Origin of the sequence: Pseudomonas sp. CH235 (assembly GCF_004368175.1) — a bacterium.
Classification (GTDB): Bacteria; Pseudomonadota; Gammaproteobacteria; order Pseudomonadales; family Pseudomonadaceae; genus Aquipseudomonas; species Aquipseudomonas paraglycinae.
Window position 1 is genome coordinate 1 of record NZ_RRZJ01000051.1, and the last position, 15,951, is coordinate 15,951.

General features: G+C 54.6%; 20 protein-coding genes and 4 pseudogenes. 19 read left to right on the forward strand and 5 right to left on the reverse strand.

Features of this window, described 5'->3' with window-relative positions:
• The 9 genes and pseudogenes from EIY71_RS27865 to yfcF form a co-directional block, all read left to right on the forward strand.
• A pseudogene (locus EIY71_RS27865) lies at positions 1–649 on the forward strand (reverse transcriptase); the annotation flags it as partial.
• 409 nt (positions 650–1,058) lie between these two features.
• A complete protein-coding gene (locus EIY71_RS27870; protein ID WP_011333849.1) occupies positions 1,059–1,277 on the forward strand; it encodes a hypothetical protein in 219 nt (72 codons plus the stop codon).
• Between the two features lie 220 nt (positions 1,278–1,497).
• The gene (locus EIY71_RS27875; RefSeq protein ID WP_134023916.1) at positions 1,498–1,854 is read left to right on the forward strand and encodes a hypothetical protein; all 357 of its coding nucleotides are present in this window, start codon (positions 1,498–1,500) and stop codon (positions 1,852–1,854) included.
• A 356-nt stretch (positions 1,855–2,210) separates the two neighbouring features.
• Positions 2,211–2,570: a DUF6124 family protein gene (locus EIY71_RS27880; protein ID WP_039773181.1), complete on the forward strand. Its 360-nt coding sequence runs from the start codon at positions 2,211–2,213 to the stop codon at positions 2,568–2,570.
• 324 nt (positions 2,571–2,894) lie between these two features.
• A complete protein-coding gene (locus tag EIY71_RS27885) occupies positions 2,895–3,515 on the forward strand; it encodes a hypothetical protein (protein ID WP_134023918.1) in 621 nt (206 codons plus the stop codon).
• 10 nt (positions 3,516–3,525) lie between these two features.
• Positions 3,526–4,026, forward strand: coding sequence for a PAAR domain-containing protein (locus tag EIY71_RS27890; RefSeq protein WP_134023920.1), 501 nt, complete (start codon positions 3,526–3,528; stop codon positions 4,024–4,026).
• Positions 4,027–4,053: 27 nt separating this feature from the next.
• Complete coding sequence (locus tag EIY71_RS27895) at positions 4,054–4,806, forward strand: hypothetical protein (protein WP_134023922.1); 753 nt, start codon at positions 4,054–4,056, stop codon at positions 4,804–4,806.
• Positions 4,807–5,229 (forward strand): DUF4952 domain-containing protein, encoded by a 423-nt coding sequence (locus EIY71_RS27900; RefSeq protein WP_134023924.1) that lies wholly within the window; start codon positions 4,807–4,809, stop codon positions 5,227–5,229. It begins immediately after the preceding gene.
• A 465-nt stretch (positions 5,230–5,694) separates the two neighbouring features.
• Complete coding sequence (gene yfcF / locus EIY71_RS27905) at positions 5,695–6,327, forward strand: glutathione transferase (RefSeq protein WP_134023926.1); 633 nt, start codon at positions 5,695–5,697, stop codon at positions 6,325–6,327.
• An 89-nt stretch (positions 6,328–6,416) separates the two neighbouring features.
• Here the strand turns inward: yfcF and EIY71_RS27910 are convergent, their stop codons facing one another.
• Positions 6,417–6,872, reverse strand: coding sequence for a GNAT family N-acetyltransferase (locus tag EIY71_RS27910; protein WP_134023928.1), 456 nt, complete (start codon positions 6,870–6,872; stop codon positions 6,417–6,419).
• A 49-nt stretch (positions 6,873–6,921) separates the two neighbouring features.
• Positions 6,922–7,116: pseudogene (locus EIY71_RS28815) on the reverse strand (hypothetical protein); the annotation flags it as partial.
• A 236-nt stretch (positions 7,117–7,352) separates the two neighbouring features.
• On the opposite strand from EIY71_RS28815, the gene EIY71_RS27920 reads away from it, so the two are divergent.
• The 3 genes from EIY71_RS27920 (at position 7,353) to EIY71_RS27930 (ending at position 9,594) form a co-directional block, all read left to right on the forward strand.
• Entirely contained in the window at positions 7,353–8,111 is a 759-nt protein-coding gene (locus EIY71_RS27920; protein WP_134023930.1) for a sulfite exporter TauE/SafE family protein, read from the forward strand.
• A gap of 103 nt (positions 8,112–8,214) precedes the next feature.
• A complete protein-coding gene (locus EIY71_RS27925; protein WP_134023932.1) occupies positions 8,215–9,123 on the forward strand; it encodes an alpha/beta fold hydrolase in 909 nt (302 codons plus the stop codon).
• Between the two features lie 165 nt (positions 9,124–9,288).
• Positions 9,289–9,594, forward strand: coding sequence for a hypothetical protein (locus EIY71_RS27930; protein ID WP_134023934.1), 306 nt, complete (start codon positions 9,289–9,291; stop codon positions 9,592–9,594).
• Positions 9,595–9,673: 79 nt separating this feature from the next.
• Here EIY71_RS27930 and EIY71_RS27935 read toward each other — a convergent pair whose 3' ends face one another.
• The gene (locus EIY71_RS27935; RefSeq protein WP_134023936.1) at positions 9,674–10,120 is read right to left on the reverse strand and encodes an anti-virulence regulator CigR family protein; all 447 of its coding nucleotides are present in this window, start codon (positions 10,118–10,120) and stop codon (positions 9,674–9,676) included.
• Positions 10,121–10,328: 208 nt separating this feature from the next.
• On the opposite strand from EIY71_RS27935, the gene EIY71_RS27940 reads away from it, so the two are divergent.
• From EIY71_RS27940 to EIY71_RS27965, 6 genes are all read left to right on the forward strand, one after another.
• Positions 10,329–10,760, forward strand: coding sequence for a VOC family protein (locus EIY71_RS27940; protein ID WP_134023938.1), 432 nt, complete (start codon positions 10,329–10,331; stop codon positions 10,758–10,760).
• A gap of 18 nt (positions 10,761–10,778) precedes the next feature.
• Complete coding sequence (locus EIY71_RS29050; RefSeq protein WP_372239323.1) at positions 10,779–11,084, forward strand: hypothetical protein; 306 nt, start codon at positions 10,779–10,781, stop codon at positions 11,082–11,084.
• Complete coding sequence (locus tag EIY71_RS27950; protein WP_102686752.1) at positions 11,035–11,358, forward strand: gamma-glutamylcyclotransferase; 324 nt, start codon at positions 11,035–11,037, stop codon at positions 11,356–11,358. Before EIY71_RS29050 ends, EIY71_RS27950 begins: the two co-directional genes overlap by 50 nt.
• Before the next feature lie 97 nt (positions 11,359–11,455).
• Positions 11,456–11,785, forward strand: a complete 330-nt coding sequence (locus tag EIY71_RS27955; protein ID WP_256584401.1) for a hypothetical protein — start codon at positions 11,456–11,458, stop codon at positions 11,783–11,785.
• Between the two features lie 7 nt (positions 11,786–11,792).
• Positions 11,793–12,470, forward strand: coding sequence for a phytanoyl-CoA dioxygenase family protein (locus EIY71_RS27960; RefSeq protein WP_102718778.1), 678 nt, complete (start codon positions 11,793–11,795; stop codon positions 12,468–12,470).
• 71 nt (positions 12,471–12,541) lie between these two features.
• The gene (locus EIY71_RS27965; protein WP_134023940.1) at positions 12,542–13,459 is read left to right on the forward strand and encodes a helix-turn-helix domain-containing GNAT family N-acetyltransferase; all 918 of its coding nucleotides are present in this window, start codon (positions 12,542–12,544) and stop codon (positions 13,457–13,459) included.
• Positions 13,460–13,507: 48 nt separating this feature from the next.
• On the opposite strand, the pseudogene EIY71_RS27970 reads toward EIY71_RS27965, so the two are convergent.
• Positions 13,508–13,962, reverse strand: a pseudogene (locus EIY71_RS27970) (winged helix-turn-helix transcriptional regulator).
• A 96-nt stretch (positions 13,963–14,058) separates the two neighbouring features.
• On the opposite strand from EIY71_RS27970, the gene EIY71_RS27975 reads away from it, so the two are divergent.
• Positions 14,059–15,003 carry an aromatic alcohol reductase gene (locus tag EIY71_RS27975; RefSeq protein ID WP_134023942.1) on the forward strand — a complete coding sequence of 315 codons (945 nt, stop codon included), beginning with the start codon at positions 14,059–14,061 and terminating at the stop codon, positions 15,001–15,003.
• Between the two features lie 19 nt (positions 15,004–15,022).
• Here EIY71_RS27975 and EIY71_RS27980 read toward each other — a convergent pair.
• Positions 15,023–15,778 (reverse strand): annotated as a pseudogene (locus EIY71_RS27980) (ATP-binding protein); the annotation flags it as partial.
• Between the last annotated feature and the right edge of the window lie 173 nt (positions 15,779–15,951).

Genomic DNA, 15,951 nt, shown 5'->3' on the forward strand with positions numbered 1-15,951 from the left:
ATTTTTTATCTACGCAGTCTCTCCAAAAGTTAACACCACCATTAAGCTATGCCGCATATGCCAGCGCATTCTTTCATTTTACAAAAACGAGCCAATTGGTTTGAGCTACGGCGCACTGATTTCCCAAATAATATACGAGAGATGCCGAAGCGTAATGGATCACCACTCAGATGGAAACGGCGCAAAAATTGAGATCATGTACCTTTTAGTTCTAATGCGCCAGCTAGGTAGAAACTATCGCATAGATGAAAAAGTACTCGGCTACAGCTTTGGTTTCGAGCTCAAAGATGGCCAATTCCAAGCGAAATCTAATCTAAACTACTTCTCTGTAGTAACCATATTTTTCTACATAGAGAATAAAGCTCGTTACTCACGGCTCAGGACAGCTTTGGAAAAGCATGTATTGGAGAGGTTCCATCAGAAGCAGGACTCGCTGGTAGGTGACTCTGAAATGGTGCATTTGGCGCTCGATCTCATAGCATGCCCATTTGTGAGCGATGATACTAAAAAAATAATTTTGCAACTGTATGGCGTTCCTAAAAATAATTTGCAGAGAATTCAAAGATATAGCAAAAATTGGTTCACCAAATGGGGAGATTTTGATTTTTCTAGAGAGCTAGACGCCAAGGTGAGTCAAGAAGTATATTGAGGTTGATGCTTCACGCACATAGAAGACCGTTTGCGGTCGCACACACCAGCATCATGGCTTGGCTGTTCTATGCACGAAAGCCTCGCCTCGTTGAATCCTCGTGAGTTCTTCGGTCTTGACTCCTTCACTTTCCTAATAGCTTAGGCCTACAAGGAAAGTGAAGGAAGCTCGATTTATCCTTCCAAGTATTGGCTTATTGAACGCCAAATTTATCTTTGAGAGTTTGGAATGTCTGTGGAGAGACGTCGCAGTAATTCCCTTGTTATCGACCATATAAAAAATGGGAAAAATCTATTTTATGAATAACGAGTCCGTCCCGTTCCTTGAAGCATGAAGGCATTGTGATAGCATGCTTGCGCCTCCCCCGGAGAGGGGGAATTTTTCTACATCCCGCAAGGAATATGCCCTCGTGAAAGACTTCGTCATCAGCGTCAACAACACCGTCCTCTATCTCTCCCTGGCATTCATCTGGCTGGTCGCTATCGTCGCGATTTTCACCAGCGGGTTCTTGCCGGCGCTGGGTATTTTCGTGGCCGGCACCCTGTGCTGGTGCATCATTTCCGGCTTCTGGTTCGTCCAGTCGGCGACCTACGAAGAACTGCGCAAGCTGAACGCCAGCAAAAACTGAAACATCAGGGTGGAGCCGTAAGTGCCCCGCCCTACCCTGAGCGCTTGGCTCCGTGCCAAGCGCTCTCGCCCACCGCGAATGGCTCGCAAAAATTCCGCACTTTCCGAAATCCTGAAAATCCCGCCGTTCCCTTTCTGCCAATAAAGCCCAGTACTATCTCTCAAGAAATACCCGTCTCTTATCCTCATCCACTGAGTGGCGAACTAAAAGGAGTTTGGTTTTGGGACATCTTCTGACTGAGCCGCAGCTGACCGACGTCAGGGCTGCACTCTCCTGGCCTTTCAACGATTTTCCGACCGATTACGACTACATCGCGCGTGAGGTCAAAGGCGTCGATCCGGACGCGCTGTACAAAATCCTGTATTCAGAAGTGGCGCCCGTGTGTTTCACCAATCTTGCAGCTGTCTTGCCCACTGTCTGGACAGGCTTCGATCCTGACTCGCTCAGAGCCTCAATTGAGGAAAGGCTGGCAGCAAGAAAACGTAATTGGTTTCGCAGGCAGTTTGATAAGGCGTTGGTTCGTTGGCTGCAGTACAACTATGGCTACATCTGGAAGGAGATTTCCTCCAGGCTTTGAGCTTTTAAACAGCTCCGTTTAAAGCAACCCGCCGTAACTTCCCCAAGGCTACAACGCCTTGCGTCATTGCCTACGACTACGCCAGAATCCGCCGGCTTGTGTGTCTACACCGCGGGTTTTATCGTTTCCGGGTCACTGAAAAACAGTGATCGGGTTTGGTAGCCCGAGATAAACACAAGATGCAGAGCACACCATCGCGGCGGTCAATCGCCTCGGCTTTATGGTGGCCATGCACAGGGCGTCTTCGGGCGCGCCGGTCTCCTTGTGTCCCGGTCTACCAACCTGCGTATGGCCACCACCCAACGTTTGGTAGCGTGTGGGTGATGGCTCCTGATGACGACACAAGGAGTTCCACCATGATCAAACCAACACCCAACCCACCCGAAACAGACCCCACCTCCCCCTACGAATCCCCCAACTCCAAAAAACTCCACGACGCCGCCGAGCGTGCGTTGGATCACTACCTCTTCCCCGCCGCCGGGATCATGTCGTCCTTGAACGAGCCCGAGCGGATGTACCTGGCCAATCCGAAATTCAACACCGAATGCCTGCTGGCCAACGCCAGCGAAAACCTCGGTGCAGCCAGTGAGATGCTGAGTAATTTCGCGGCCACGCTCGATCCCTCGCATCGCAAGACGGCGATCGGTATTACGCAGATCGTGATGATCGCCGAGCTGGCGGTGAATCAGGCGCTGGATCACGTCGAGGTCGCATAACCAACCAATGTTTGTAGGAGCACCGGTTTGCGGCTGCTCCTACAGCAAGCGCATCACGCCCCGTTTTTGATACAGACTTCGACTCAGGCAGGCATGTGATGAAAAGAGGATGGGACTATTTTCGGACGCTCATCATCGACAAAACCCTCCTTACCTGACAATCTGGCCAGCGCGCGCATTAGCGGGAAATGGGCAATTTCGACAGCAAGCCAAGAGGTATACCTCTTGCGAATTTCCGAAATTTCCTAAATGGAGCTCAATGGACAAGAGCCAGGCACGTCCCCTCATTTTGAGGTGTCTTGTCATTTTTTTTCTGGAGCAGGGATGCATCAGTCACCTACGTTTAAATCCTCAATTCGCCTCTATGGTTTGACCAGAAGAAACAGCGACGGTCAATATCAAGAGGTCAGCTGCACAACGACTTTCAATGGCATCTCTGCGGTTCGGGCATTTGTCTCTCGACTCGACGCAGAACTTGCAGCACAAAATTCTGATCTTGAAGCACAACCTCTCTCGCAGTTTTTCTATCCTGGCCCTTTAGCGGAGCAACAAAGCGGTTTGAATCTTCACATTTGCCTTGGCTTTGCTGCACAAAACGACCAATTGTTGATTCAAAACAAACAGCTTGTACCCATGGGATGGTTCACTTACATCGACGTGCGCAATTGGGGAAGAGATTACTACTTAAACTGGGGTGATGAACTTCCACGCAAGCTTGGAAACGTTTACGGACTCTTGAAACTCCCCGACTACAACACGTTTCTCAATGAACTGGATGTTGCCCATCCGAAAGAAATGTTTTGGCACAAGACTGAAGCTCTAGGTGCAATGTCAACACGAGTCGCTGAATCCAGTAACTGGGATCAAATTTCATTATTCGATCCGGTTAATTGCTGTTGGTGCTTTGGAAGCACGGCCGGCTCTTATCAAACCCACATCAACTAAGGAGATTTTTATGAGTGGTAAACCTGCAGCTCGAGTGTCCGACCCTACAGCTTGCCCATTACCGGGTCATGGCACCAACCCTATTACCAGTGGTTCGCCAGATGTATTTTTTGACGGTTTGAGCGCAGCCAGACAAACTGATCCTACCGCTTGTGGAAGCCAGATCGCAGGCAACGTCATGACCAGTGTACTGATCAACGGTTTGCCAGCGGTTGTTGTTGGAAGCCTCGGCAGTCATGGCAATGTAGTTACGGGAGGGTCTGGCACCGTTATCATCGGCAACAGTGGTGGAGGTGCGGCGATCACTCCGGTTACTCCGCTTTCATTGGGCTTCGATGAGCAATTTACCTTGCTCGATTCTGATGGTGAACCCGTGGCCGACTTTGCCTATATGGTCACCACCGCGTCGGGAAAAGTTTATAGAGGCGTAACGAACGAGCTCGGAAAAACCCAGCGTATTCCAACCTCAATCGTTGAAGAACTACATCTGGAACCAGACGATCTCGCTTGATCCAAACTTCTGAATGGACACTGAAGAATGTCAGTACTTACCAACAATCGGACAAGTTCAAATAACCAGCAAGATAGCAACCACCAAGTTACTGTCACTACCAAATATTCGCGCAGACCTGATGATAGCGGGTGGTTGAGAATACGCCTTGAACCAAGTGGTAACGATGCCTATCTCTGTGAGTACACAAAAGTAACGCTACTCAGAGAAAAAGGAGGTCGCACTTACTTTAGAGTGGCTGACGGTAATAGCTCACATGTTGGCGAGGAAGCCAGTATGGGCACTCAAAATGCCGAGAAGTATTTTTCGAGTGTTGCTCCAAAACCGCCTGCTGTTTTGAAGGTTAAATACAGTGGAAGCCCAGTACCTGAACATTCCAACATCCGAGGAGATACGAACAAACAACAATGGGCCATCGCTAGCTTCGATGGTAAAACGGCCAGAGTCACGCTAAATAGTGTTTGGGGTGGCCAATACACACCGCTTCCGCCAGGTACTCATAAAATAATGGCTCCCGATCAGTCTCATGCCAACATTTCCACTGCTGGTTACAAGGCTGCTCACCCTGGAAAAATTCGATGCAACGACGTCTGGTTCCCTATTGAAGTACAAGGCACAACCGGGAACAGCAGTCGGTACGTCCACATCGGACATTTATCAGAAGGCTGCGTTACTTTTTACGAACTACTGAAATGGAACGATATTTACGACTACCTGATTGATAAGCGTATGAAAGAAGGCAAAGGAAAGTACATTGGCACCTTGGTCGTGGAAAAATAGATGAAAAAGTTATTCCTTGGACTCTTTTTCGGAGTGCTGTCTGTCTTGGCCGGTTGCGCAAAGGCTGAACAGCACTGTGAGGACTTCCTGGCAAAAATCAGCGACAAACCTGAATTTGTTGAGCTTCTGACGTGCACCCAGGACAACGACATACAAGGGAAACCTTTGATTGCTCGCTACCGAGTAAAAGGCCTTGATGCGCTTAAAGCTGAGCGATACATGAATCAAAGCTTCGGTTTGCCACAACTTCAGCATATGTGTTGCGGATGGGATTCAGCACCGTTCTTCTATCGCGATAAAAAAACACGTGTGGGGTACATGCTGGGTATGGGATCCGAAGAGACGCCGATAGACAAAAGGGATTCGTGGTCAGAAATTAAGTATTTCTACATTAACGTTTCCCTCTTTACTGAAGACACCTAAGCACAACGTCGCCCAACTCGGATTAACCAAAAAAGGGTCGCTAGTCGACGGCTGAATCTGGAAAGAGATTTCCTCCAGGCGGCTTCTGTAGCGCGACTTGTTGAGTTCCACGCTGCTGCAGGAAAAAGCGCGGCTCAAGAGGTTATGGAACGCAAACAGCCCGGGCCGACACCCTCGTTAACTACGAAGGGCATTGGCCCGGGGTGTTTGCGTTTAGTGAAAGGACTGCCCTAGGTTGGCCACCGGGGAACAGGGATCAATTCCCTGTTTTCCAGGCGGGCGTGGCGTTCAGATAAAAATGGGGACAGATCTTTTTATCCGGTGGTGAAAAAAAAGAGCCGTCCCCATTCCTGTTCGCCCGCCGCCATACTGCATTCCTGACAGGAATGCCTCCATAAAAAACATGAATTTTATTTAAAGCGTCGAATCTTTTAGCGTGTCCACTCAGCATATGGAGATGACGCTATGAATGACTCAAGCCTGCGCCTTTACGTCGATGCTCAATTCACCAGTCCCTACGCAATGTCGTGCTTTGTGGCCCTTCGAGAAAAGGGAATCGAGTTCGAAATGAGCACCCTGGACCTGGACAAACTGGAGAACCAGGCCAGCGATTACGCCCGTCTTTCGCTGACTCAGAGAGTGCCTACCCTCGTGCATGGCAACTTTGCGTTGTCGGAGTCGTCGGCGATCACGGAATACCTGGAAGATGTGTTCCCCCAGACACCTGTTTACCCACGGCACCCACAGAAACGCGCGGCAGTGAGGCAAGTTCAAGCGTGGCTACGCAGTGATTTGCTCCCGATCCGACAGGAGCGCTCTACCCTTGTCGTGTTCTATGGTCAGAAATATGGACCATTGTCAGCGTCGGCTGAGGCTGCCAAGCAAAAGTTGATTGATGTCGCTCAATGGCTGCTGACCGACAATCCGGACTACCTTTTTGGTGAATGGTCGATCGCCGATGTTGATCTCGCGTTGATGCTGAACCGATTGATACTCAACGGAGACACTGTGCCGGCTCAACTGGAGGATTACGCTCAACGCCAATGGCAGCGCAAGACAGTACAAGAGTGGATCAAGCTGGAACGACCTCGAGTTTAGGAAAAATGGGGACCGATCTACTAATCCCAAACGTGAAAATAGATCTGTCCCCATCAAGTAGGCCTCGTGCCTCTCTGCACTCTGGGGCGCTACAGCTCCAATGCCTTCGCCATGATGACCGTGCGCTCCGCCCCGTGAAACTCGTCTCGAACCTTTTCAAACCCAAGCGAAGCATAGAAGCCTTCTGCAGTGATTGAAGAGGGCACACGCAGCTGGTTCAGACCTGCATTGATGGCAAGTGATTGAATCCTCTCCATCAGGCGTCTTCCGACGCCCTTTCCTTGATGGCACGGATCGACAAACACACTTCGGACAATGTCGTGATCCAGGCTTGCGGTTGCAACGATATGGCTGCCGGCTGTAGCCACGAGGACTTGACGCTTAGTCAGCAGATGAAGGATCGCCGGGGGAGAAAAGCTTTGCGCCACTTGCTCGATGATTTCGGCGGAGTAGTCCTTAACGTTCGACGCGCGCAAAGCATTGAGGATCGTTCGACTGATCGCTGGCGCATCTGCATTCGTAGCGTTTCGAATCAGGTAATCCATCAAGGGCCGCTCCTTGCGCGTCATCAAAAAATGGGGAATACGAGCTGCTTTATATAAAACCCATCCCGGACTGGGAGTCGATCATGGTTTCGCGTGTTGCCAGGTAAAGCTGACGATACGCCGTCACCAGTTGCGCCTGATTGAAAGCCAGATTGCGCCCGCTGGGATTGGGCAGTATCCAGACGTCAGCGCCGCCGAACGTGTCCTCTTGCAGCCCCCACTTGATCGACTTCTTGCCGGATACCCGCTGCCGCCAATAAGCCCGGATTGATTCCGCAGAACACCACGTAAAGGTCTTCGGTCAGGATGTCTTCAAGCCGCATATGCCCCTATCTCCCCAAACCGAACTTTGCCCGAGGCCCACATTCGATCCAGTTGGCAACTGGTCCGTGGATCGGCCTCGAAACTGTAACTGTTCATCCTGCAGACCGTGAGCGAAATTAAGGCCACTCCCCGCCCGAAATGAAGTGAGCACACGCCGTGGATCTGACCTTCACCACCCTCCTCGTCACCTTCGCCGGCGTGTTCCTGATCTGCTTCATGAAGGGCGCGTTTGGTGGCGGCTTTGCGATTGTCGGGATTCCGCTGCTGTCGCTGGTGATGGACCCGATCACGGCTGGCGGGCTGCTGGCGCCATTGTTCGTCGCCATGGATCTGTTCAGCCTGCGCTACTGGAAGCCTTCCACCTGGTCAAAACCCGACCTGAAGTTGTTGGTACCAGGTTTGATCGTCGGCATCGGCGCCGGCTATTTGCTTTTCCGGGTACTGGACCACCGCGCCATCGCCATCGTCATGGCGGCGATCACGCTGTTGTTTGTCGGTTTGTGGTTCAAAGCGGGCGGAGAAGTCCGAGTGCGGCCGCGCTCCTCACCCAAAGCCGTGGCTGCCGGCATTACTTCGGGTATCACGACGATGGTGGCGCATTCCGGCGGGCCGCCACTGGCGATCTATCTGCTGCCGCTGGGGCTGAGCAAGCAGATGTATGCCGGAACGACCAGCCTGTTTTTCACCGTGGGCAATCTTCTCAAGGCAGTGCCATGGCTGCTGCTGGCCAAACCTACCGGCAACGTGCTGACACTGATGCTCGTCAGCTTGCTCGCCATTCCCAGCGGCGTCTGGCTGGGCTGGCGGCTGCACGCCAGACTGGACCAGCGTCAGATGTACCGCGCCTGCTACGGCTTGCTGGTGGTCACGGCCCTGAAGCTGTTGTGGGATGGGGTCAGCGGATACCTTTCCTGAAGCGTTGCCAAAATCCAGTCCACAAACCGATCTGTGCCCATTATTCGCACTTCAGCGACCACAAATCCGTCTACGCTCCAGCCACCCCTCTGGAGTGACCGCCATGATCCGCGCCCTGCTCACCGCTTCCCTGCTGCTGGCCATGAGTGTTCCGGCCCATGCGGACGTGACGCCCTTCCCCGCCTCGTTCCGCACTCAGGACATCGCCGTCGACGGTGCGAAAATCCACACGCGCATCGGCGGCAAAGGCCCGGTGGTGGTGCTGTTGCACGGTTTCGGCGACACCGGTGATATGTGGGCGCCGCTGGCGGCGGATCTGGCGAAGGATCACACCGTGGTGGTGCCGGATTTGCGGGGCATGGGCCTGTCGTCGATCCCTGCCGATGGCTACGATAAGAAGACTCAGGCCGGCGATATTCGCGCGGTGCTGGCTTCGCTGGGCATCGAGCATTCGGTGGTGGTCGGCCACGACATCGGCACCATGGTCGCCTTCGCCTACGCCTCGCGGTATCCCCAGCAGACCGATCGCCTGGTAGTGATGGATGCGCCCGTTCCAGGGATCCCGCCGTGGAACGAGATTGTTCGCTCGCCGATGCTCTGGCATTTCGACTTCGGCGGCCCGGACGCAGAGAGACTGGTGGCCGGGCGTGAGCGTATCTACCTCGACCGCTTCTGGAACGAGTTCGCCGGCGACCCGAAAAAAGTCGACGAAGCCACCCGCCAACACTACGCCAAACTCTACGCCCGCCCCGGCACCATGCACGCGGCGTTCGCCCAGTTCCGCGCGATCCGCCAGGACGCGGTGGACAACGAGGCGTCGATGAAGACCAAACTGAAAATGCCGGTGCTGGCGGTCGGCGGTGAGAAGTCCTTCGGCAACAATGAAGCCATCGTGATGCGTAATGCCGCCGACAACGTCACCGAATTGGTGATCGCCGGTGCGGGTCATTGGCTGATGGAAGAAGCGCCCGTCGAAACCATTCAAGCGATTCGCAGGTTTATTACGCAGTGACTGGCAAGCGAATTGGTGTCATCGGTACCGTTCAGCGCATCTCAGGCCACCGAGCCCAATCATTGACCGCATCAATAACAACCATTAATTCAATGAAGTTCTCATATCAAATCGAAAGCGTAGGATCTGCTCCATACCAACCCACTGCACACGGAGTACAGAACCATGAAACGCCAAACCCTCATCGGCATCGCCTTCTCGCTCTTCGCCCTGAATGCTTTTGCGGCGACTGAAACCGATCCACTGTTCAGCGATGCGGTTGCCGCTGCGACTCAAACCGACCCACTGTTCAGCGATGCTGTTGCCTCTGCGACTCAAACCGATCCATTGTTCAGTGATGCGGTTGCTGCTGCGACCCAAACTGATCCGCTGTTCAGTGATGCGGTTGCCGCGACTGAAACCGATCCGCTGTTCAGTGATGCAGTTGCCGAAGGTGGTTCTGACCGTCTGATCGAAAGTCGTAACGCCTGAATGCCGGGTTTTACCGCAGTACCCGACGAAAGCCCGGCCTTATCCGCCGGGCTTTTTCATATGGGGACAGATCTATTTTTCAATCGAAGGCGCCATTGAGCACTTCATAAATCAGCCCGGTGGCCAGCGCGACCAGGATCAGATCGGTGCCGACCTGCTGCCATTCATAGCCGTCGTAGTGCGGCAGTCTGCCGAGCAGTCGACCATCGAGCTTCTTCGCAATACCGGGCGGCAGCGGTTTGCCCCGCGCCAGGTTCTTCTGAATGCCCGGCGGCAATGGCGGGCCTGGGGTCCAGTAGCCACGATAGCCGTCCACAATCCCGATCACCCCGCCGCGATCGATACTTGGGCCGTGCCCCTGATAACCGCCCCCGCCTTTTTTCCCCTGATTGCCATGATCCTGGCTGTTATGCGGGTTGCCTTTGCCCTGCCCCTTTCCATTGCCAGGATCGGCCAGCGCTGACACCGAAGTGCTCAACAGCGCAATACAGGTCGTGGTCGCAATCAACGTGCGTAAACCGGACATGGGTCGTTCCTTGAAAGAGTGTATGTGGATTCTAGTCAGTTTTTTTACAGGCATGGAGAGATGGCCCTGTCATCGCGGTTTGTGACGATTCTCGATGCGTGCAGCTTTCGGTGCTCCCCGATTCGCGCTTACCATGCGCCCGACTCGTATTATCGCGGGAAAGAAGTCTGGCACCGCCGCTCCGACTTCAACGAAAAGGAATTCACTCATGTTTGAACGGAACAAACTGGTTCCAGAACTGATGGTCACGGATCTGCAGACCAGCCTCGCTTTCTGGATCTCCTGTCTGGGCTTCACCATCGCTTATCAACGCCCTGAAGATGGCTTCGCCTACCTCGACCTGAATGGCGCTCAAGTCATGCTTGAGCAGGTAGATCCGAATGCAGGCCAGTGGCTGACGGCGGAGCTGAGCAAGCCCTTCGGAAGAGGCGTCAATCTGCAGATTGACGTTGAGGCGGTTGCTCCCATCATCGAAAGACTGGGCGCCGCCCAGATTCCACTTTATAAAACCCGCAAAGACACCTGGTATCGCGCTGACGATGTCGAAGTCGGCCAGCGTGAATTTCTCGTTCAGGATCCGGATGGTTATCTCGTAAGACTGGTAGAACGTCTGGGCGAACGTCCTGTTTGCACGATTTGATCAAGGAAGATAAAAACAATGAAAAACGACAATTTGGCACGGCCTCGAAGGGGCGAATTGCAGTCGCCGGCCATTCCCCTGCTCGAAGAGTATTCGCCCGGCGACGGCATCATCTGTGCGGACGGCGGCGCTCGTTCCCGTGAGGTGATCCAGGAACAGGTGTTGGCGTTGATCGACGGGTTTCTGACCCGCTCGACGCACAACCGATCGCGGTCTTGCCTGCGCATCGTTCATCCGTCAGGATCCCTCCCTTTTTTGACTGGCAGGAGCAATCGTGGAACGTCTTTTCGTTTATGGAACCCTGGGCCCTGGCCGGCCAAATGAGCATGTGATGCTGAACATCGGCGGCACGTGGCAGGCCGCTTCGCTGAAGGGGCGCCTGTCGCAGGCCGGATGGGGTGCGGCGATGGGCTTTCCCGGTCTGGTGATTGCCGAGGATGGCGATGTGATCGAAGGCTACGTGTTCGCTTCCGAGAATTTCCACGAGCACTGGGCGGCGCTGGATGAGTTTGAAGGGGCTGAGTATCAGCGCGTGTTGACCAAGGTGACACTGGATGACGGGACGGCAATGGATGCCTATGTCTACGCGCTCAAATAGTCGGCCTTCGGCCTTTTCTCGGCGGATGAAAATCTTCCTGGCCGGCCTAGTGTTTTGTGTTGGGCTATGGGGTGCTTCCGAGTGGTGGGAGAAGGCGTTGGCGAAGCCAGCCTATGCCGCTGATATCAGCCCCGATGGCTGCTTCAGGGTGCAAACTTTCAGACCTTTCTGGTTACTACCCAACTTCCTTCACCCGCAGGCGCCTCCAGACGACCCCTTCGAAACTCAATGGTTCGTCCGCTGGGAATCTCCCGCGTTTTTCCGTTTGTACGACAATCGCGATGATCAGCTACTTGGCGAAAGCGAAATCTACGATCTGGTGAGTTACGGGAACCGATTGTCTTGGGGTTACGGCAGCGATACCGAGGTCCGCGTCGGCTTGATCACGATCGGCAATACTCGCTCTGATTGTAAAAAGGGAGACTGATGAAGCCATGACGAGCCGCGAACTACTCCATAGCAAAGGCTACGAAATGCTCTTTGGAGCAGTTCCGCACACGTGGCTGACCGCCCTTCGCATCGCTTTCGATACCGGCATCAAATCCTCAAACGAATGGCCCGTGCCCCGCGGCATTGACTGGCGCCATTCGCAGCTGGACGTTGATCCGACCGTTCAGGCCGTGTGCCGATTGCCACAATTGCTGGCGGTGGTCGGCGAGTTGATCGGCGAACGGTTCTTCCTCTCACTGGTCGAGGGCCGCGGACCGCTCATCAATGGCGGCCACCAACAGTTGCACCGCGACTTGTCGGCGCAACGCCCCGGCGACACCATCAACGCGCTGGTATACCTCGACGACTACGGCCTGGAAAACGGTGCAACCCGCATTGTCACCGGCAGTCATCGCCCTGCCCTGGACGAGCCCCCGTTCGATTTCACTGACGAGTCCCGATTTGTGCAACTGACGGGCAACGCGGACGACATCCTGATCTTCGATGCCGATCTGATCCACGCTGGCAGCCTGAACGCCAGCGGCGCACATCGGCGCTCCCTGTTGATCACCTGGTTTTCCGAAGCACTCTACTCAACGCATCTGGAAACCGTGAGCCTCAGAAACATACGAATGGACACGACTGAGCGTTCGTTCCGGCTGACTTTGGGTCCGGGATCATGAAATCATTCATTTGACTTGCTTGCCTAAGGCAACTATATAGTTGCCTAAAGCAAACATATGAGCATCACGCCATGTCCACGATCACCGACCGCGCCGACATCGTCCGGCAGTTCAACCGTTTCTACACCCATCAGATCGGCGTGTTGCAGGAACACTTGCTGCAAAGCGACTATTCGCTGACCGAGCTGCGCATCCTCTACGAACTTGCGTCCCAGGGCGATCTGACCAGCACCGACCTGCGCCAGATGCTCGGCCTCGACGCGGGCTACATGAGCCGGCTCATCGGCGGTTTCGACAAAAAGGGGCTGATCCAGAAAGTCCCCTCCACCACCGACGCCCGCGCCAGTCAGTTGCACATCACCGACCTCGGCCGCGAGATCCTCGCGCCGCTGGAGCAAGCCTCGCGGCAAGAAGTCATCACCCTGCTCGAACGCCTGTCCGAACCGCAGCAACTGCAACTGATCGCATCGATGAAGCAGATCCAGACGCTACTCGAGGGTGGCCAGTCGACGACCTATCTGCTGCGCGATCCGCAGCCCGGCGACATGGGTCTGGTGGTGCATCAGCAGACTGCGATCTACAGCCGTGAATACGGCTGGAATTCAGAGTTCGAAGCGCTGGTGGCAGAGGTCGTCGCCAAATACCTGCGCGAATTCGACCCAACCGGCGAGCGCTGCTGGATCGCGGAGAAGGACGGCAAGGTGGTGGGTTCGGTGTTCGTCATCCGCCGCGACGAAACCACCGCCAAATTGCGCATGCTCTACGTGGATGCCAGTGCGCGGGGATTGGGGATCGGCAATCGGCTGATCGAGGAATGCCTGCGTTTTGCCCGGGATGTCGGCTACAAAAAGATGATTCTGTGGACTACCAGCAATCTGGTGGATGCCCGCCGCTTGTATCAGCGGGCGGGGTTTGAGCTGGTTGAGGAAGAGCCGATTCACAGCTTCGGCAAGGAACTGGTGAGTCAGACGTGGGCGATTGAGCTGTGAGATTTATGCTCGTGATGATTCGTCGTAGTCAGGCAGAACAATAGCGTCCTAAGGCACCTCTGAATAGACCACCATGGGCGTAGGGACTTGCCACGAAGGTTTATGGTCAACCTGACTGTCGAAAGCACGACGTGCCTGGCGAATGTCGTCGACGTTTTCGACCACCCACGTCCACACAGGTGACATACGGACCAAAAGCCCCATGCCCAGTGGCGTCAGCTCGTATTCGACACGCGGCGGAACTTCACCGAACTCCCGTCGAATCAGAAGACCATCACGCTCCAGTGAGCGCAGCGTCTTGGTCAACATGCGCTGAGTCACGCCCGTCATCTGTCGCTTGATCTCGGCATGACGCATCGTGCCGTACACACCCAAGGCGTGCAGCATGCCCAACGACCAGCGACTGCCGGCATGCGTGAGACTTCTCGCCGCACTCCATCATCATCGTCTCTGAGCGTCTGGCAGATCCTCTCTGCCTGGCCAAGAGTCTCGTGGTCGGTCATTTCTCCTCCCGGTATCACACGTGTGCCTTCTTACTGGTGCTGTCGAATGGTGCAAGTATTTGCCCATCTTACAGACAGCAGGTTTCAGGAGACATCATGACCGAAGTCACACCGCTTTCCCCCCAATCGATTCTCGTACTGGGCGCCGGCGAACTCGGCCTGCCGGTTTTGCGCAATCTCGCAAAGGTCGCAAAACGCGCCCCCGGTTCCACAATCAGTGTTCTGCTCAGGGCCTCGACCATCAGCACTCAGGTGCCGGAGAAAAAGGCAGAAATCGATGAGCTGCGCAGTCTGGGTGTTCAAATGGTCGCCGCCGATCTGGTGAGCGATTCGATCGATCAGCTGGCTGAAGTCTTCGCGAGATTCGATACCGTCATCGGCTGTGCCGGCATGGTGGCGGGTCGTGAAACACCGATGAAACTTGCCACGGCAGCGCTCAAGGCCGGTGTGAAGCGTTACTTTCCATGGCAGTTTGGTGTGGATTTCGAGGTGATCGGGCGAGGCAGTCCCCAGGACCTCTTCGATGCTCAGCTCGATGTGCGCGAATTGCTCCGCGCCCAGGATAAAGCCGAGTGGGTCATCATCTCGACGGGCATGTTCACCAGTTTCCTGTTCGAGCCGGTGTTTGAGGTGGTGGACTTCGAAAACGACGCCGTGAACGCCCTGGGCAGTCTCGACAACAGCGTGACGCTCACGACACCGCAAGACATCGGCAGGCTGACCGCCGAAATCGTCTTCTTCGAGCCTCGTTTTCGCAATCAGATTGTCTACCTTTCCGGCGACACCGTGACCTACGGGCAGGTGGCGAGCATCCTTGAACGAGTGCTGGAACGCCCGTTCAAGCGCAACGTCTGGACTGTTGAGCACCTGATCCAGGAGCTCGAAAAAGATCCCACCCACCACATCAAAAAGTATCGCGCCGTGTTCGCACAAGGCAGAGGCGTGGCCTGGCCGAAAGCCGGCACGTTCAACGAGCAGCAATCCATTCAAGTCACCAGCGCAGAGCAGTGGGTTCGAGAAAACCTAAAAAAAGGGGACTGATTAATTTTCAGAAACTAAATCAGCCCCCTCCTTTCCTGTTCAATCGTACCGAAACAAGCAGTCCTTTCTGGTTTGGCTCGTCTGAGAACCCAAACGTGACGCTTGCATCGTTACGATTGACGATCGCGCAGACGATAGACAGACCCGGCCCCGAGCCCGCTTCACCTGTACCCAGACTGCGGTAAAACGGGTCGAACACCAGCGCTTGTTCTTCGGTGCTGATGCCCGGGCCGGAGTCCTTGATCTCGATGAGTACGCCCTGCGCCACCGGCTCGACATTCAATTCGACCCGGCCACCTGCCGGTGAATTGCGGATAGCGTTGTCGACCAGGTTCTTGATCAGAACAAACAGGTCCAGCTCGTTGATAACGACCTTCACGTCCTCGACACTTTCCACACCGATATCGATGTCCTTGTTTTCTGCCAATGGCAGCAGGTCTTCCAGCACTCGACGAAAGATTGCATGCACCGAAACTACCGTCTCGGTTCTTTGCGCGATCGATTGGGCAGCGGCCAGGGCCAACAGTTGTTCGATGAGGTTGCGACTGCGCTCGATGCCCTGAACCAGCGGTACAAAACTCTGCCGGGCAGCGTCCGACATGTCTGTGGCGTTCAATCGCTCAGCCTGCAGGGAAAGCGCCGTCATCGGCGAACGCAATTCATGCGCGGCATCCGCGATAAAGCGCCGTTGCACCTCCATGGCCTGCGCCACACGCTTGAGCAAGCGATTGATCGCCACCACAAAGGGCCGGATTTCGCTTGGCAGGTTGTACTGACCAGTGCACGAAAATCTTCACAGAAGGGGACTGATTTATTTCTCGGAAAATAAATCTGAGAATCATCTGGCCGGCCTCCCCACCTCACGGAGGTGGCGCAAAATTCAAGGTGCGAACTTAGTCTTTTGCGTAGGAGGCCGTGATGAAATTCTGTGGCATAGACCTGCATTCG

Bases quoted from the DNA above. Each gene is read 5' to 3' on its own strand.
- EIY71_RS27910 (WP_134023928.1), bottom strand. From the start codon at position 6,872: ATGGATTACCTGATTCGAAACGCTACGAATGCAGATGCGCCAGCGATC.
- EIY71_RS27880 (WP_039773181.1), top strand. From the start codon at position 2,211: ATGATCAAACCAACACCCAACCCACCCGAAACAGACCCCACCTCCCCC.
- EIY71_RS27975 (WP_134023942.1), top strand. From the start codon at position 14,059: ATGACCGAAGTCACACCGCTTTCCCCCCAATCGATTCTCGTACTGGGC.
- EIY71_RS27925 (WP_134023932.1), top strand. From the start codon at position 8,215: ATGATCCGCGCCCTGCTCACCGCTTCCCTGCTGCTGGCCATGAGTGTT.
- EIY71_RS27900 (WP_134023924.1), top strand. From the start codon at position 4,807: ATGAAAAAGTTATTCCTTGGACTCTTTTTCGGAGTGCTGTCTGTCTTG.
- EIY71_RS27895 (WP_134023922.1), top strand. From the start codon at position 4,054: ATGTCAGTACTTACCAACAATCGGACAAGTTCAAATAACCAGCAAGAT.
- EIY71_RS27890 (WP_134023920.1), top strand. From the start codon at position 3,526: ATGAGTGGTAAACCTGCAGCTCGAGTGTCCGACCCTACAGCTTGCCCA.
- EIY71_RS27930 (WP_134023934.1), top strand. From the start codon at position 9,289: ATGAAACGCCAAACCCTCATCGGCATCGCCTTCTCGCTCTTCGCCCTG.
- EIY71_RS27935 (WP_134023936.1), bottom strand. From the start codon at position 10,120: ATGTCCGGTTTACGCACGTTGATTGCGACCACGACCTGTATTGCGCTG.
- EIY71_RS29050 (WP_372239323.1), top strand. From the start codon at position 10,779: ATGAAAAACGACAATTTGGCACGGCCTCGAAGGGGCGAATTGCAGTCG.
- EIY71_RS27965 (WP_134023940.1), top strand. From the start codon at position 12,542: ATGTCCACGATCACCGACCGCGCCGACATCGTCCGGCAGTTCAACCGT.
- EIY71_RS27960 (WP_102718778.1), top strand. From the start codon at position 11,793: ATGACGAGCCGCGAACTACTCCATAGCAAAGGCTACGAAATGCTCTTT.
- EIY71_RS27885 (WP_134023918.1), top strand. From the start codon at position 2,895: ATGCATCAGTCACCTACGTTTAAATCCTCAATTCGCCTCTATGGTTTG.
- EIY71_RS27940 (WP_134023938.1), top strand. From the start codon at position 10,329: ATGTTTGAACGGAACAAACTGGTTCCAGAACTGATGGTCACGGATCTG.
- yfcF (WP_134023926.1), top strand. From the start codon at position 5,695: ATGAATGACTCAAGCCTGCGCCTTTACGTCGATGCTCAATTCACCAGT.